Origin of the sequence: Peribacillus sp. NPDC058075, from assembly GCF_042885195.1 — a bacterium.
GTDB lineage: Bacteria > Bacillota > Bacilli > Bacillales > DSM-1321 > Peribacillus.
Window position 1 is genome coordinate 1,917,843 of the sequence record NZ_JBHVSL010000001.1, and the last position, 16,579, is coordinate 1,934,421.

At 40.8% G+C, this 16,579-nt stretch carries 13 protein-coding genes; 3 read left to right on the forward strand and 10 right to left on the reverse strand.

The window, feature by feature from the left end:
- Positions 1-28: 28 nt before the first annotated feature.
- The 9 genes from ACFVS1_RS09520 to ACFVS1_RS09560 all read right to left on the reverse strand — a co-directional run bounded on the left by ACFVS1_RS09520 (position 29) and on the right by ACFVS1_RS09560 (position 11,094).
- Positions 29-1,504 carry an aldehyde dehydrogenase family protein gene (locus tag ACFVS1_RS09520; protein WP_352923632.1) on the reverse strand — a complete coding sequence of 492 codons (1,476 nt, stop codon included), beginning with the start codon at positions 1,502-1,504 and terminating at the stop codon, positions 29-31.
- Positions 1,505-1,559: 55 nt separating this feature from the next.
- Positions 1,560-2,696 (reverse strand): acyl-CoA dehydrogenase family protein, encoded by a 1,137-nt coding sequence (locus ACFVS1_RS09525; protein WP_387546743.1) that lies wholly within the window; start codon positions 2,694-2,696, stop codon positions 1,560-1,562.
- A gap of 21 nt (positions 2,697-2,717) precedes the next feature.
- On the reverse strand, positions 2,718-3,914 hold the full coding sequence (locus ACFVS1_RS09530; protein WP_352923636.1) for an acyl-CoA dehydrogenase family protein: 1,197 nt from the start codon (positions 3,912-3,914) through the stop codon (positions 2,718-2,720).
- 37 nt (positions 3,915-3,951) lie between these two features.
- Positions 3,952-4,368 carry a Zn-ribbon domain-containing OB-fold protein gene (locus tag ACFVS1_RS09535; RefSeq protein WP_352923638.1) on the reverse strand — a complete coding sequence of 139 codons (417 nt, stop codon included), beginning with the start codon at positions 4,366-4,368 and terminating at the stop codon, positions 3,952-3,954.
- Between the two features lie 11 nt (positions 4,369-4,379).
- Complete coding sequence (locus ACFVS1_RS09540; RefSeq protein ID WP_352923640.1) at positions 4,380-5,543, reverse strand: thiolase C-terminal domain-containing protein; 1,164 nt, start codon at positions 5,541-5,543, stop codon at positions 4,380-4,382.
- A 35-nt stretch (positions 5,544-5,578) separates the two neighbouring features.
- Positions 5,579-5,995 (reverse strand): MaoC/PaaZ C-terminal domain-containing protein, encoded by a 417-nt coding sequence (locus tag ACFVS1_RS09545; protein WP_352923642.1) that lies wholly within the window; start codon positions 5,993-5,995, stop codon positions 5,579-5,581.
- Positions 5,996-6,071: 76 nt separating this feature from the next.
- Positions 6,072-6,530, reverse strand: coding sequence for a MaoC family dehydratase N-terminal domain-containing protein (locus tag ACFVS1_RS09550; protein ID WP_387546748.1), 459 nt, complete (start codon positions 6,528-6,530; stop codon positions 6,072-6,074).
- Between the two features lie 6 nt (positions 6,531-6,536).
- The gene (locus ACFVS1_RS09555) at positions 6,537-8,720 is read right to left on the reverse strand and encodes an acetate--CoA ligase family protein (protein WP_387546751.1); all 2,184 of its coding nucleotides are present in this window, start codon (positions 8,718-8,720) and stop codon (positions 6,537-6,539) included.
- A gap of 307 nt (positions 8,721-9,027) precedes the next feature.
- Positions 9,028-11,094, reverse strand: a complete 2,067-nt coding sequence (locus ACFVS1_RS09560) for a helix-turn-helix domain-containing protein (protein WP_387546754.1) — start codon at positions 11,092-11,094, stop codon at positions 9,028-9,030.
- A 484-nt stretch (positions 11,095-11,578) separates the two neighbouring features.
- Here ACFVS1_RS09560 and rocF point away from each other — a divergent pair, with 484 nt between their 5' ends.
- Together rocF and ACFVS1_RS09570 are read left to right on the forward strand one after the other, a co-directional pair.
- On the forward strand, positions 11,579-12,529 hold the full coding sequence (gene rocF, locus ACFVS1_RS09565; protein ID WP_352923649.1) for an arginase: 951 nt from the start codon (positions 11,579-11,581) through the stop codon (positions 12,527-12,529).
- A gap of 370 nt (positions 12,530-12,899) precedes the next feature.
- Complete coding sequence (locus ACFVS1_RS09570; RefSeq protein WP_352923652.1) at positions 12,900-14,336, forward strand: amino acid permease; 1,437 nt, start codon at positions 12,900-12,902, stop codon at positions 14,334-14,336.
- Between the two features lie 284 nt (positions 14,337-14,620).
- On the opposite strand, the gene ACFVS1_RS09575 is transcribed toward ACFVS1_RS09570, so the two are convergent.
- Positions 14,621-14,899 carry a hypothetical protein gene (locus ACFVS1_RS09575; protein ID WP_157830982.1) on the reverse strand — a complete coding sequence of 93 codons (279 nt, stop codon included), beginning with the start codon at positions 14,897-14,899 and terminating at the stop codon, positions 14,621-14,623.
- Positions 14,900-15,242: 343 nt separating this feature from the next.
- Here ACFVS1_RS09575 and ACFVS1_RS09580 point away from each other — a divergent pair, with 343 nt between their 5' ends.
- Positions 15,243-16,574, forward strand: coding sequence for an oligosaccharide flippase family protein (locus tag ACFVS1_RS09580; protein ID WP_387546759.1), 1,332 nt, complete (start codon positions 15,243-15,245; stop codon positions 16,572-16,574).
- Positions 16,575-16,579: the final 5 nt, after the last annotated feature.

The window sequence follows — 16,579 nt, forward strand, 5'->3', positions numbered from 1 at the left end:
GCGAATTCCCTGCTAATCTCATAAAAACTCATTCTATTTCCATATAAACGGTCTTTTCACGGGTATATTCAAGAATGGTATCCGTTCCAAATCCACTGCTTTTTTGGCCTCCGAATGGGAGTTCAGGTCCCACCCTGCGAAACAAGTTCACCCACACATTACCCGATTCCAATTTGCGGACCATCCGGTGTGCCCGATCCAAATTCGAGGTCCATACTCCAGCTCCTAAACCAAAATCACTGTCATTTGCTATGGTGACGGCTTCCTCTTCCGTATCAAAGGGGATAACGGTCGCTACCGGACCGAAGATTTCTTCTTGACAGATACGGAGAGAATTACTATTGACCTTGATCAGTGTTGGCTCAACCCAATAGCCATCAGCTAAATTGGGTTCATCAGGTAATAGGCTAACACCTCCATGACGGCCACCGATGATGATTTCCCCTCCTTCCCTTTGGCCTAAATCTATATATGAGAGGACTTTTTCATATTGAGCAGAGTTAGCGATCGGTCCCATTGAAGAGGCTGGATTCATTGGATCACCCAGTTGAATTTGCTGTTCTATCACTTCTTTCATCCTAATGATCATTTCATCGAATATGGGCCTTTGAATTAGAATCCTCGATCCGCCTACACATAGTTGGCCTGCGTTTCCGCTAAATATCCCATAGTTCGTCACCCCTTGTGCTGCTTTTTCAAGGTTTGCATCCGCAAAGACTATGTTTGGTGATTTCCCGCCAAGCTCCAAAATCATGGGCTTAGGGTTTTTTGCGGTCGATTGTGCTATCGCCCTTGCCGTTCCTCCAGAACCGGTCAGACTGATTTTGTTCACATCTGGGTGGCTTACTAGAGTATCCCCCACTTCCGCTCCAGTTCCTGATACGACATTCAGTATTCCCGGCGGGAGGATTTCATTAATCAAGTCCCCATATCGTAGTGAAGCGATAGAAGCCAATTCAGATGGTTTGATAATGACAGCATTTCCTGCTGCAATAGCATAAGCCGCTTTAATGGTAAAAGTAAAAAGCGGTGAGTTCCATGGAAGGATTCCTACTATTACCCCTAAAGGTTCCCTCAATGAATACCCTACACTTGAAGTTCCCAATTGGACAGTATCTCCCTTACTTCCAATAGCTGCAGCACCTGCTGCATCATACCAAAGGCTTGCTAAGCTGGGAATGAGGCCATGGCTCGTTTCCCTTATCACCCAACCATTGTCTCTTGATTCCAACTCAGCCAGCTCTTTTCCATGCTTTACGACTAAGTCACCTATTTTCCTCAGGTAAGCTGCCCGGTCCAAAGCTGGCCTCGAAGACCAATCGGCAAAAGCACTTCGGGCTGCTTCTACCGCCGCTTCGGCATCCTGGGCCGTACTGCAAGGAATGCTTGCCCAAACCCTACCTGTTGACGGATCGTAGCTCTCAATCCGCTTCCCGGAAGAAGCTGGAACCAGATCGCCATTAATGATATTCTGGTACTCTTTCACTTTATATGAAATTTCCAACGTTCATCTCCACCCTTCGGATTAGTAAAACGTGAGTGTAACCCTTTCTACTTTTCTACCAACCTAATGCCGTAGCGGCCTGTTTGTAATATTGTTCGGTACTTCCTAAATAATTCTCATAGAACCTTGCACGCTTAACAAAAAGGTGACAATCAATTTCTTCTGTAAACCCAATTCCACCATGAATCTGAATATTGTCTGACGAAATTCGTATGAATGCATTCGTGGCAAATATTCGTGCGCAGGAAATGGCTTGAACACGATCTTCTGCCCCGCTTTCCAAAGCCCAGTTAGCATAATAAGCTAAAGATCTAGCTGTTTCGAGATCCATTTTCATATCGACGATTCTATGTTTAATCGCTTGGAATCTTCCTATTGGCTGACCAAATTGTTCACGAATCTTCGCATACTCTGCTGCCATTTCTACCACTTTCTCCATACATCCGACAATTACTGCGGAGAGAGCTGCATTGAAAGAGAGTAATCCTTCTTGGAGGGCATCCCATCCTAGATGCATGGACCCAAGTACCTGACCGATGGGAATTTCAACATCATTGAAAGCCAATGCTGCCAATTGTCGGGTTTCGTCGATGTTTTTCTGGCTTTCAAGCGTCAAGTTCGTTTCGTTTCGATCGACGATAACTAATGTAATCCCTTCATTTCGGTTTCCTTTGCCTGTGCGGACTAACACTATGTAATGATTAGCCAACTTTGCATCGGGAACCATTGTTTTCATACCACTTAAAATCAACTGACCGTTTAGGGGTCTTGCCTCCATGTTAATGCCAGAAGGGCCGTAACTTCCACCTGGTTCTAACCAGGCTAATGAGAATGTTTTTGTACCAGCCGAAATTTCTGTTAAATACCTATCTTTTTGTTCTTCCGTACCGAATTTCTGTAATAATGGCACAGCTAGTGCATTCGTTTCTAAATATAAGCCCGGGAATAAAGAACGGCCGGTTTCTTCAAGTACAGGTATTAAATCAAGGGGACCTAAGCCCATTCCCCCGTGATCTTCCGATATATTAATGCTTGTACATCCTAATTCGGCAAGCCCTGACAATAAGGCCCTTAGAGATCCAGTTTCACCCTCCATGTATGCACGGGCCGTTTTTGTTTGCCCAGCACCATCTAAATATTTCCGTACATATCCGCGAAACATTTCTTGTTCTTGATTTAAAGAAAAATCCACCTTTATTCCCCCCGTTTCATCTTAACGTCCCATATCTTTTGGTAAACCTAGAATTCTTTCCGCAATGGTGTTCTTTTGAATCTCGCTCGTTCCACCTCCAATTGTTTGTCCAAAAGAATAAAGATAATTATCCTGCCAATAGGAGTTGGAGGAAATTGCATCTTCTTTCCACAGCACACCCTTATGTCCTTGCAATGAAATAGAATGGGATAAGAGCTCCTTAGTCAGTTCACTTACCATCAATTTATCCATTGAACCTTCTGCACCAGGATGACCGTTTTTTAATGTCTTAGTTAGATTACGATAATAGTTCAAAAGTGAACCCCGGGAGCGAGTATATAAATCTACCATTGTATGGCGAACAAGCGGATTGCCCAACAATGGCTTATCATCTTCTTTCCATTCTTTAGCTAATGCTACAAGTTCATTAAATTGTTGCTCTAATGTAAAAACTTGCGCTCCGATTCCCGTTCTTTCATGCATAAGCAATGCAATCGTAACTTTCCAGCCTTCATCTACCTCCCCAACTATTTCAGCATCGTATGCAATCGCATCATTCAGATAGACTTCATTAAAATCATGCTGACCATCCATTTGAATGATGGGCCTTGTTTCCACGCCCGGCTGCTTCATATCCAATAGGAAAACCGTTATCCCTTTATGCTTTTTATCAAAACGATTCGTCCGAGCCAGTAAAAAGCATCGATCAGCCAAGTGGCCAAAGCTTGTCCAAACCTTCTGACCATTAATGATCCACCGATTTCCGTCCTTTACGGCACTTGTTTGAATGGCGGATAAATCAGATCCAGCATTCGGTTCAGAATATCCCTGACACCATACTTCCTCCCCAGTGAGAATTTTTTGGATATATTTTGCTTTTTGTTCGTCCGTTCCAATCTGCATGAGAGTGGGTCCCACCATATGGATGCCTACATAATTCACAAGCGCCGGAGCCTTTACTCTAACCATTTCCTGTTGATAAACTATTTCCTCCATCAACGTCGCTTCTCGTCCGCCATATTTTTTGGGCCAGGCAATCGCTGCCCAGCCACCTTCATATAATTTCCTTTGCCAATTCCTGAGGAAAACGGCATACTCACCTTCATCTTTTGAAACATTACTGGTTCCTTCAAGCCAACCTTCAGGTAAATTTCCTTCAAGCCACGCTCTCAATTCAAGACGGAATTCTTCTTCCTTTGTTGTAAACGAAAAATCCATAGATTCTTTCCTCCTTTAATGCTTGCAAATTACACTTCTATGACTGAATCCACTGCGGCAGTGAACGTTCATCCGTAATTTCCTTCCAAATCATCTTTACAGGCATACCCACTTCAACATCTTCAGGAGAACCATGCAGAATATTTCCGATTAGCTTGATCTGGGGCAACATATCTAATTCGACTATGGCAATTACGAGCGGTAATTCATCCTGGAATCCAGGTAAAAAGGGCCGATAGGAAACGATATATGAATAGACTTTACCGTTAATATCGCTGCCTTGGCTTTCCCAGCTAAGTTCAGAACTGCCACATTTTGCACAGCTCGGACCGGGAGGGTGGGAGTATTGATGACAGCAATTGCATTTTTGAAGCATCAGTTCATGACGATCTGCTCCATCCCAATATGGACTATTATCCTGCGTTTTTAGCGGAATAGGTTTTTGGTATTCCATTTTGTCCCCTCCTAATTTCTTAAAATCATGGCACCGGCCATATCAGGTCCAGCCCAGCCAGTACAGATTCCAATTTCACAATTTTCAACTTGGCGATCGGTTCCTTTGTATTCATGACGAACTTGACGGACGATTTCCAATACGTTATTCATTCCATGTGTATATCCTTCCGATAACATTCCTCCTGCGGTATTCGAAGGTAATTTCCCACCGATCCGCAAGTTTCCCTCGGCTACAAAGTCACCGACCTCTCCACGCGGAGCAAATCCATAAGCCTCCAACTGCCGAAGTACAACCCAGCTATAACAGTCATATATGGATGCAACGTCAATATCTTCAGGTTTTACTCCAGCCATTTTATATACTTCAGGAGCGACATAGTCAGCAGCCACTTCGGTTAAATCATTCCAATAATGCGCATGGGACACACACTGCCTAGCAGATAAACCCATGATGTATACCGGTCTGGACTTGCATCCTTCAGCTCGTTCTGCTGAAGTGACAATGATTGCATTCGCTTCATCGGACTCCAGGCAGAAATCATGTTTTTTAAATGGATAGCTTAAATAGGGAGTTTTTAGATATTCCTCCATCGTTAGTGGTTTTCCATAAAAGTATGCTTTTGGATTCCTTTGAGCATGTTCGTAAAAAGCTAAGCAGACATGCCCTAGATGTTCCTCTGTCAGCCCGGTTTCATGCATATGTCGCGTCGCAAAAAGTCCGAACCACTGAGCCGGACTTCCAGCACCGTAAGGAATGATGAAGCTTCCGCCTTCTATGGCTGTTTGAAGCATATTTACATCCCATCCGCCTCCGCCCATCCGTACTCCTGAGCGTCCGTTCATGGAACGATAAATCAACACCGTATTCAATTGACCTGACTCGATTAATCCAACAGCGTCAGCTATCAGCATTTCGGTACTGCTTCCCCCGCCCAAAATATCCTTAACATATTTGGGACGGACCCCTAAATATGTTGCCAATTGATGAGATGTACAAGAATCGTTTTCCGAATAGCTCATGAACCCATCAATATCTTTCGCTTGAAGACCAGCATCATTCAATGCAGCTCGAGCAGCGTCCAACGCCAAATGTAACGGGGTTGTACCGGAATTCTTTGAACGCTCACTTTCCCCTACACCGACAATGGCATAGCGGTTTTTCATGCTTTCCATAATAAACCCTCCTACTATTTGATAACTTGTTAACTTTATTGAATTTGTAAAACGACTTCACCTGAACCTACAATTTGCTCTGGTTCCTTTTCAGCAATAAGGTCCAGCCTTACAAAGCGTTGACCTCCTTCTTCATATAAACTTTTCACAAAAGCAGAACATGTGAGTCGATCTCCTGGTACGGTGACAGCACCAAATCTCATTTTAAAGTTTGCCGGTACACCATGATCACCAGCCAGTTTCATTACATATTCACCAAGAAAGCCCATTACAAGCATTCCATGAGCAATCACACCCTGCATGCCAACCTCTTGTGCAAATGCATCATCTGTATGCAATGGATTGAAATCTCCTGAAGCACCGGCATATTTAACAAGTTGAACCTTGGTTACAGGTGGCTTGATGAAAGATTCAAGTCTTTGCCCTTCATGTAAATCTTCATATTTCAACATCCCTGATTCCTCCTGTTAACAGTTTGCTAGCATTTGATATTGATACTTTAATGCCATGAACGATGGTCATGTTTTTTCAAACGGGAGCATGTTCACTCTTGATGGGCCGATAAATGATATTTGTTCGGCTTATGACCACCATTTCACCTGACTCATCTTTCATTTCTGTATCAAGTACCAAGAACTGCATCGTTCCTTTTTTTCCTTCCCGTTCGTATACATTTGATACTTTCATCTGACAATGCAACCTATCACCTGGCCTTATGGGGCGGGAATAAATAAACTCCTGTTCACCATGCAACATTCTCCTTTGTTCCAGGCCCAGGTCAAAGCTTTCACCGCTATCCTGACCAATGGCAATCGGGAAGGTTGGCGGGGCAATAATGCCGCCATATGAAGTTTTCGAAGCAAATTCTTCATCCACATATAAGGGATTAAAATCTCCAATCGCCTCAGCAAATTGACGGATATGCCTCTTTTCGACTTCAAATATAAATTCAGCTCCCGTTAATCCATTCAAATGATCGAGTTCCATTGCTCACTACCCCCTAATAATGGTTTTATCATTCACATTATTTTTTACAACAATCATGGCATCAGCTGCCTTGATACCGTTTTCATATACCAGCAATGGATTAATATCCAATTCGTCGATGGAATCTTTATAATCTGTAACTAGCGAGGAGACCTTTAATAACACATCAATGATGGCTTCGATATCAACTGGTGCTTTCCCGCGTGCTCCCGTTAAAATGTCCTTTCCCTTGATTTCTTCATTCATTTCACGTGCATCTTGTCTTGACAGCGGAGCAATTCTAAACGAAATATCTTTGTAAACCTCAACAAATATTCCCCCTAGACCAAACATGATAACCGGTCCAAATACGGGATCATCACTTGCACCAATAATGATTTCCACTCCATCAGGTAACATTTCCTGAACGGAAACGCCGTTTATGGTAGCCTCAGGTTTATAATTTAGTGCATTGCGCTTAATATTGGTGAAAGCTTTCCTGACCTCAAGTTCAGTCCTTATATTTAATCGAATCGCATCCGCTTCCGTCTTATGTGGGATATCCGGCGAATCGACCTTTAACACAACCGGATAACCGATACTGTTAGCGAATTGTACTGCATCGTTTTCATTTTTAGCTATAAAACGTTTCGTGGCAGCAATCCCGTATCGTTCCAAAACCAGACTGGCTTCTGATTCACTTAATGTAGCACCGGGCTTCAGCATGTCCTGTAAGCTTTGTTTCTCTATTTTCTTTGTACTTTCAGAAACTTGAGATTCAAGATTTTTTCGATAATATTCACTGTATTCAACTAGTTTCGCCAGCCCTCTTACCGGATTAAGGTTTCCCGGAATGACTGGTATGCCATTTTTCACGAGCACAGCGGTAGCAGGCGGGAGTGTCATGCCATCTAATGGAAAAGTTGTAATGAAAACAAATTTATCTGAGCAACTGCAAATTTCAATAAACTCTTGAAGCAAAGGGTGCTCGGCAGTCCAATTAAAAGGAAATTCCGTAAAAATGATGTTATCGACATCCGGGTCTTCCACAAGTGCCCGCAATGGCGCAAGGAATAACTCAGGATTGGAAACAGAGGCGGCCGCTGTTAAATCCACAGGGTTGGAAGCGCTTGCAAACGCAGGTATATTACGTTTGATTTCTGTTGTTGTGTTTAAGCTGAGTGGGTTGATGGTAAGTCCGTTTGATTCACAGCGATCCGCTTCATTTATCCCCCTCCCGCCAGAACTGGTGATGATAACCGTATTGCGTCCATTTGGAAGCTTCTTTGATAGGAATAGCTTTGAAAAAGAAATGATATCTTCATAATCGTCAGCCCTTACGATACCAGCTTGTTTAAAAAAGGCATCATATACTTTATCCGATCCCGCAAGTGATCCTGTATGAGAAGCTGCAGCTCTGCTTCCGGCCAAACTCCTCCCGGTTTTCATGACAATTATGGGTTTGTTTCTATCCAATGCCTCTTTTGCCAGGCTTCGTAATTTATCCGGGTTTTTTGCACCTTCCAAGTAGCCGCTTATCACACTTGTTTTTGAATCATGGATCATATATTCAATTACATCCGAGAATTCAGTTTCCATTTCATTTCCTACACTCACGAAGTAATTGAAGCTCAATCCATTCTGAGCTGCTGCCATATAGGTCAAAACACCAAATGCACCGCTTTGGGAGACATATCCTACGCCCCTTTGGTCATTTAATGGCACGGATTGAATGGCAGGGGAAAAAGTTCCAATCAAACCATTCGACAAATTCACTAATCCAACACAGTTGGGGCCCACTATCCGTATTCCATTCTTTCTTGCAATATCTGTTAGCAATTCCTGTTGCTTAATGCCTTCTTCTCCTGTTTCCGAAAAACCAGCAGCGAAAATGATGGCTGCTTTCACTTTCTTTTGAGCACATTCCTCTAAACCTTGCTGCACTTGATCCGCCCCAAGACAAAAAATGGCTAAGTCAATTTCATACGGAACATCGGACAAAGATTCATAGCACTTTATCCCTTCAATCTCTTTTGCTTTGCGATTGATCGGGTAAATCTCTCCCTTAAAATGTCCCTCCAATAGAGCTTTGACCTGTAAATTCCCGATTTTGTATTCACTCTTGGAGGCACCTAAGATGGCAATGGATCTTGGATTGAATAACGGCTCAAGAGTTTCATGGGAATGGTTAGAATGTTGATTTTCTATCATGAATCTTCCCCCCTACATAAAAAGATATCTTTGAGCTAATCTTACATGGAGGGCGTTAATATCCTGAAAAATCATAGTTTGTTAAATTCATTTAAAACATTAGGCAGTTAATTATTTTAAAAGGACGACAATTCACCTTTGCAGCAGGGTCAAAAAAATAAAATGAAAAATATGTGTTCTGGATGGCCCCGACTTCTTACATTGATAGCCCCGACATTGGAACAAGATAAACGCCAATGCTTTTTATGTATATGGCAACACAAACAACCCTCTTCCTAATAAAGGAATAGGGTTAATTTGTTCATGATCAATTAATATGTTCTTGTTGTTCCAGCCATTTCTTCAATTTCGTTTGAATTTTAGAGGATGGAATTTTCATCCCTCTTTCAATGTTACTGACATATGGGGCCGATATCTCCAATTCTTCTGCCAATTGATATAAGGAGAGGCTGAGTCTTTTTCTTGTGATTCTTATTTGCTCACCAATATGATTGGGGCTCTTCAGGTTAGCCGATTCTTGTTTTGCAAGACGATTCCCAGTGTGAGATTTTTGTTTTTTTTCTATGGAGCGATATTGCTCCTTTATGATATCAGGCGGTTCTATTAATATCATTGAATTCAGCCAAATACTGGCCCACCCTTTATAATCGGCTATGGATTCATCCCACTTTTCATAATGCCATGATGCAATTACGCCATCATCTCGCAGAACATCCAAAGCTTTCTCGAAACGTTCCCTAGTACGGGATGGTGTTCGGTCATTTAATTTTTCACCGATCGATTCCAATAGGGTACTCGTTTTATTCGGCTGTAAAAAGTCTCCTTTTCTTGCTTGGGTCCTCCAACGCCAGCTTAAATATCTTGTAAGCCGTTTTTCCCGAAGTTGCCTATACGGATTATATTGAAGTGCTTTTATTGAAAGTAAGGCAACTTGTCTAGCAGAACCATTAAGATATTTGGCGAAAACCTTGTCGATCGTGAACGTTATCTTTTTCCTGGCTGCTTCTTCTGATATATCATATTCCACGCCATTACGATCTTTAAAGATAAACGTCCTCCCTTGTAGCTTTGTCTGAACAGGCTTACCTTTTTCATAGATGGTTGCTTTGTTAATGTTAATCCATATGCTTTGTATATTTGTAAGCGATTTCAATATTTGAGCACGCTGTTTGGCCTCGAAACCACCCCGACGGCCTAACCCGCCAAGTTTTGGCTTTAATCCTCGAATTGAAAGGAGGTCATTTAAATAAATTTCCACTATTTCCTCATTATGAGCAGCCTTTGACAGGAAAAGGCTGCAAAGAGCATCAAAAACATCTACATCCACATCAGATATAGAGTGGACTCTGTTCCAAGCTTCTTTCACATTCGTCTGCCCATAGGTTTTATGATCGTTACCAAAAGGGATTATTTGTATGAAGCCTTCTGTATTCCCCTTTAATATTGGGGTTGCAGGCCAAGGAATGTTTCCAATGATTTCGAAATTTTTTTTATAAATTGCATCTCTAACCGACTGATATGGAGCACTATTCATAACAAGCAAATGATCTTTGACGGTAAAGTTGAAAGCAAAATCCCTCATTGTGGATAATAATAAATCTGATGTTTGAAAATCCCTCTTAAAACACAGCAGGTTTTCTATCTTTTCGATCGTATTGTTTCCGATATTAAATTCGATCATGATTTTATCGATCCACTCATTAATATATTCATTAACAATATCTGTTACTTTCGATAAAAATCCAGTGTTTTCAGTAAAATGTTTCGTAAGATGATCGTAAAATAACTTATTTAATGCTTGATCATCAAGTCTTTCCATTTCATTAACGCCTATTGATAAGGCTATTTCTTCAAGGACCCATTCTTTTACTAGCAGTCTAAACCAGCTGTAAAATTCCTCCCAAACCGATCTCTCAGCCAAAAAAGTTTCATTTTTTAATTTATTTTCCATTTGGTAGATTGAATCTTCCATTAATTGTTTATCTTTTAAAACAGCATGATTTTTTGTGGAAACCCTTTCATATTCACTTAATAGATAGAATACGACATGTTGGGCAATATGTGACAATGTTTCGTTTCTCGCCGTTAACCTCAGCTTGGCAAATAGCTCTTCATTTTCTTTATATGCTTGTTCCCAAATGACGAAACTTTTATTGTTCAATCCATCTTTAAAGGTTAAAAATCCCTTCGAATTTTTTAATTTGTGTGTTTTTAATTTATTTTTGAAATCATGATATTGATTGTTTTGCTCATATATGCAGAGAACCAAAAAATTATTAATCTTGCTTGACCAGCGGTTAGATAAATACTTAAGGCTCTCATTCTTTTGGTTCGGTTCCATTTTTCCACTCTGTCTATCATTGCTATTCAACATGAATACCTCCTAGTTCAAACTGCGTCTAAAAACAAAGTACTCAGTGTGTTTAGATGAAAAAAAGTCGTGATTTTGTAAATGCAACTAAAATATTTTTAGTTTTTTTTTATATATTCCATATAAAAATGAAAAATCCTTCCATACATTATAGGTGTAACGGCCCCATTTCCTGAATAAATGTATCTAGTAAATTATATTCAGTATCTTCTGAATCACCCTTGGCGAAAGATTTTGATTGGCAGCGCTACCACTTCCATTCTTGGGATAAAAATCTCAACAATTGCAGTTTTTACAAGGAATCATCCATTTTCATTAATACCCCAATAGGTAATATATTATATTCATAAAAAAATCAATTATAGGGATTTTTACCCAGGACTTTTCCCCTTTTCTCAATCGTATAAATATTCAAAAAAATGTCGAGTTGAGTCATCACTCCTTTTGCCCTTATACTAGGGAAGAAAAATCGAAGGAGGAATTACATATGAAGAAGGAAATTTCAATTATTGGTGTGCCAATGGATCTTGGTCAAACTAGAAGAGGAGTAGATATGGGTCCTAGTGCCATTAGATATGCAGGGTTGAGTGAAAGACTTGAAAACATTGGCTATACTGTCCGTGATGAAGGTGATATTAAAGTAGAAATACAGGAAAGAGCACAAAGTGATAGCGACACAAACTTAAAGAATCTGCAGGACGTAGCAGAAGGTAATGAAAAATTGAGTCAAAAAGTGGATGAAGTCATCCAAGCAAATCGTTTTCCTTTAGTTTTAGGTGGAGATCACAGCATTGCTATCGGGACATTAGCCGGTTTAGCGAAGCATTCTGAAAACTTAGGGGTAATATGGTATGATGCACATGGAGATTTAAATACTGCCGAAACATCCCCATCAGGAAACATACATGGTATGTCCCTAGCAGTAAGTTTGGGCCTTGGCCACCCTGCACTGACTAAAATTGGCGGATATTCTCCAAAAGTCAAACCAGAGAACATTGTCATCATTGGTGCCCGTTCTTTAGACCAAGGTGAAAAAGAGTTAATCAGGGAAAAAGGAATTAAAGTCTTTACGATGCATGAGATTGATAGAATGGGTATGACAAAAGTGATGGAAGAATCGATTGCCTACCTGAAAGAACGTACGGACCTTGTCCATTTATCACTTGATCTTGATGGTCTTGATCCAGATGATGCACCAGGGGTCGGAACGCCTGTAATGGGAGGCATTAGTTACCGCGAAAGCCATCTTGCCATGGAGATGCTAGCTGAAGCTAATATCATTACATCAGCAGAGTTTGTTGAGATAAACCCAATATTGGACGAGCATAATAAAACGGCTGAAGTTGCTGTCGCATTAATGGGCTCATTGCTTGGGGAAAAATTACTATATGGAGCGGAAGATCATATCACTCCTGATTTATTGGCTCATGTTAAATAATCGGACCCTATGATTTTGATAGAAATATAGAGAGTTCGTTAAAGTGATGCTCCATAGGGAAAAGCCCATACTTCTATTATGAGCTTCTTCCCATTGGCGGATGATCGACATGAATCAATTTACATCCCTAGTTTCCTGACGCTTTGCTTCTCTTTCTTTATTAAGCGGCGCTTTCGAAATTAATTCTGCATAGGTACCTATGTTCATTTACTCATGCTTCTTTAATGCAGAAGTAATCTCTTTTCGGAGGGAATTCGACATTATCTAAGAATCAAAATCAAAGCTATTAGACTTGTAAAAACACAAATTCCCTAATAACGTCCCAACATAAATGAAACCGTTTGCACCCATCAGGTAAAGGAGTTTTTCAATGAAAACAGCAGAAAATCAACCAAATGAATTAAAACGGAGCATGAAAGCAAGACATTTATTTATGATTTCAATAGGGGGATGTATTGGTACGGGCTTTTTCATTGGTTCAGGCTATACCATTCATGAAGCAGGAGCCTTTGGTGCTATCCTCTCTTACATAGTCGGCGGCTTCATCATGTATTTAACCATGCTTTGCCTAGGTGAACTATCCGTTGCCATGCCTGTTTCCGGTTCGTTTCAGACATATGCGACTAAGTTCATCGGTCCTGGAACCGGATTTGCCATCGGATGGCTATACTGGTTAGGTTGGGCCGTTACCGTAGCCTTAGAGTTTCTGGCAGCAGGACAGCTAATGCAAAGATGGTTTCCTGAATCACCCGTCTGGATGTGGTGTGCAATCTTTGCTTTTCTCATCTTTTCACTAAACGCCTTATCAGCAAAGGCATTTGGCGAATCGGAGTTTGTTTTTTCCAGCATAAAAGTATTGGCCATCATTCTTTTCATCATCGTTGGCGGTGCTGCTATGTTTGGTATGATTGATATGAAAGGTGGACAAGAAGCTCCATTTTTCTCAAACTTTTTCGCTGAGGGACTTTTCCCCAATGGGATATCGGCCTTGCTCATCACAATGATTACAGTGAACTTTTCCTTCCAGGGCACTGAATTAATCGGAATAGCCGCTGGAGAAAGTGAAAACCCGGAAAAGGTCATACCAAAATCCATCAAACAAACCGTTTGGAGAACCCTTTTCTTCTTTGTTCTTTCTGTCACTGTACTTTCGGCGCTGATCCCAAGGGAAAAAGCCGGAATCTCAGAAAGTCCATTCGTTGTTGTTCTTGATAGTGTCGGAGTTCCGTATGCAGCTGACATCATGAACTTCATCATTCTTACAGCACTATTGTCAGTGGCGAACTCGGGACTTTATGCTGCGACACGTATGCTCTACTCGCTTTCAAGGGAAGGTATGGCAAGTCCGAAGCTCGGTTTGGTGAATAAGAGAGGGATTCCGCTCAATGCCCTGCTCATCACCTTGGCGATTGCCGGTTTGTCTTTACTTTCAAGTGTAGTGGCTGCAGACACAATATTTGTCTTTCTTCTCTCCCTTGCAGGGTTAGGTGCACAAATTGGCTGGATTGCCATTTCGGCTAGTCTTCTTGCTTTTAGAAGATCTTATACCCGCCAAGGCGGAAAGATAGAAGATCTGAAATTTAAAGTTCCGCTATACCCATTCATCCCCATACTTGCATTAATAGCAAACTGCATCGTCATGATCAGTTTAGCATTTGTTCCTGAGCAGCGAATGGCCCTTTATTGCGGGGGAGCATTCTTCATTGGATGTTATGCGGTTTATCACTTTAGAGTGAAGAAAATCAAGAAAATTGAAACTCCCAAGCAGGAAGTTGAATTAAATGCCGGTAAAAAAATGGTCATTTGATCCAGAATTCCGCGGAGTGGAGTAAGTGGTGAAAAGCGATTTTTACCTTTTGATGGCTTTTCAAAGAAGAAATACCCTGGATGTTATCACACCCAGGGTATTTCTTTTATATAATCACCATTTCCTGCATAGCTGTAAACCGCTGTAAGAACTCTTCCTTTTCCCTTCCAGCTTTTTTAGTTTTCCAAACTATACCCTTCTTTAATAATACGCATATAATAGGAAGTTAAATATCCAGCTCCATCCAGGCAATAAAAACAAATATCAAAACAAAAAAAATCATCTTAATCGATGATTTTATATTGTGCAAATTCCTTTAATTTAGGCAGGATTGGCTCTAAAATTTCCTTGGCTATGTAATCGGTATCCAATCCAATGAAGCGTTCACTTTCCATGTCGACCGATCTCGCATTTTCCGGGTCATCACAAAAAATAAACGATATGATTCCGTTCTCTTCCGTCATATCTACATATTTAAATGTAATGTCATGTTTCGTAAGACAACTTTCAAACGCAATGCACAATTCATCTATATTTGATTGACTAATAGATGTGAATTTCATATTGATCATCCCCTCTGCTAAAGGATAGCAAAATATAGCATGAATTTCAAAGCGAATTTCATGTCCCATTCTCATGTTCATGATACATCTGACACTTTTGAAAAGGAATTTTTGATGAAAATTGTATGGGTAAGGATTTTCCCATTAGAAATGAGTATAACCAATCGATTTCATCCAATTTCCCACCTTTACCCTGATTTAATTTTTTATCTTTCAACAGCGATTAATAAGGATTGCCCTAGGGATACCCGCATTTTGTATCGCCGGGATATGCAGTTCCTCATGAATATTCCATGGCATGTCTCATATCTTTATACAAACACCTTGTTAGGAGTGGACCAACATGAAGTCTTTTTATAAAGGAACGCTCATTTTGATTGTCGCAGCGTTTTTTGGTGAATGTATCGAATTTTTAGTGAACATGCTCCTGGCCAGGGAATTACACGAAGAGGGCATGGGGCTTTATATGTCCATATTGCCAATTTTCTTTTTGATATATGTGATCGCTAGCCTCGAATTACATATTTCCATTTCAAAATTCGTTGCGGAAAATAAACCGGCCATGCATTATAATCTTATCATTCATGCACTTAAAATGGCTGCAGTCGTCGTATTGGTCATGTGTGTAGTCATGCCTTTCATACTATCCTTCTCATCCATAATGGACAAATACCATCCCTATATTAAATGGCTGCTCATCACTTTGATCCCAATAGTTGCCTTTTCGTCGATTGCAAGAGGCTATTTCATGGGCGTCCAGCAAATGGGTAAAATTGCCTTTTCCAACTTTTTAAAGGATATCATTCAATTTGGCTTGCTTTTCCTCATCTTTAATTTATTTCATTTTAACCAGGAAAAGTCATTGTTGATGGCCTTTTTTGTTTTGATTGGCAGTGAGTTCCTCGTTTTTCTATACTTGATCAACCTTTTGATTCTTCAAATGCGAATCATGAGGCGCGGTACAAACTCGCGAACAACCGGTAAACATGCCCGGCAAAAGTTATTGGCGGTTTCGCTGCCCACCATGGGGTTGAGGATCTTTCATGCGATAACAAATGCGATCCAACCTTTTTTGATCCACACTGCCCTTCTCTCGGCAGGATTTGGTGCGGTAGTGGCTACAGAGCATTTTGGGATGCTTACTGGAGTAGCGATGACGATCGGCTTCTTCCCAGCCTTTATCGCTCATTCCTTAATGATCATGCTCATTCCGAATGTTTCGAATGCTTACAAGAGGAAGGATAAGGAAAAATTGAGGGTTTTATTGCAAAAATCGATGTCTTTCACCGTACTGTATGGAGTTCCGGCTGTGATCTTCATATATTTCTTTGCGGAACCTTTGACCTCCCTCTTTTTTTCTTCGACATCTGCCGCATACTATTTAAAATTATTATGTCCTTATTTCCTTTTTCATTTTTTCGTGATTCCCATGCAAGCCTATCTCATCGGCCTTGGTTTAGTGAAGGATGCATTCATCCATACCGTATGGTCCCATATTGTTGCCTTTTTAATGATGTATATCCTAGGGTCTCAGGCTTCCCTTAATATGGGGGGAATCATTTTAGGAATGAATACAGGTGCTGTATTATTAACTTTCATGCACTACTTGACCATTTGCAAAAAAATCGGCATTAGCATCTTACTGACGAAATCAAGATCAATATCGATAAAGTGAGGCAA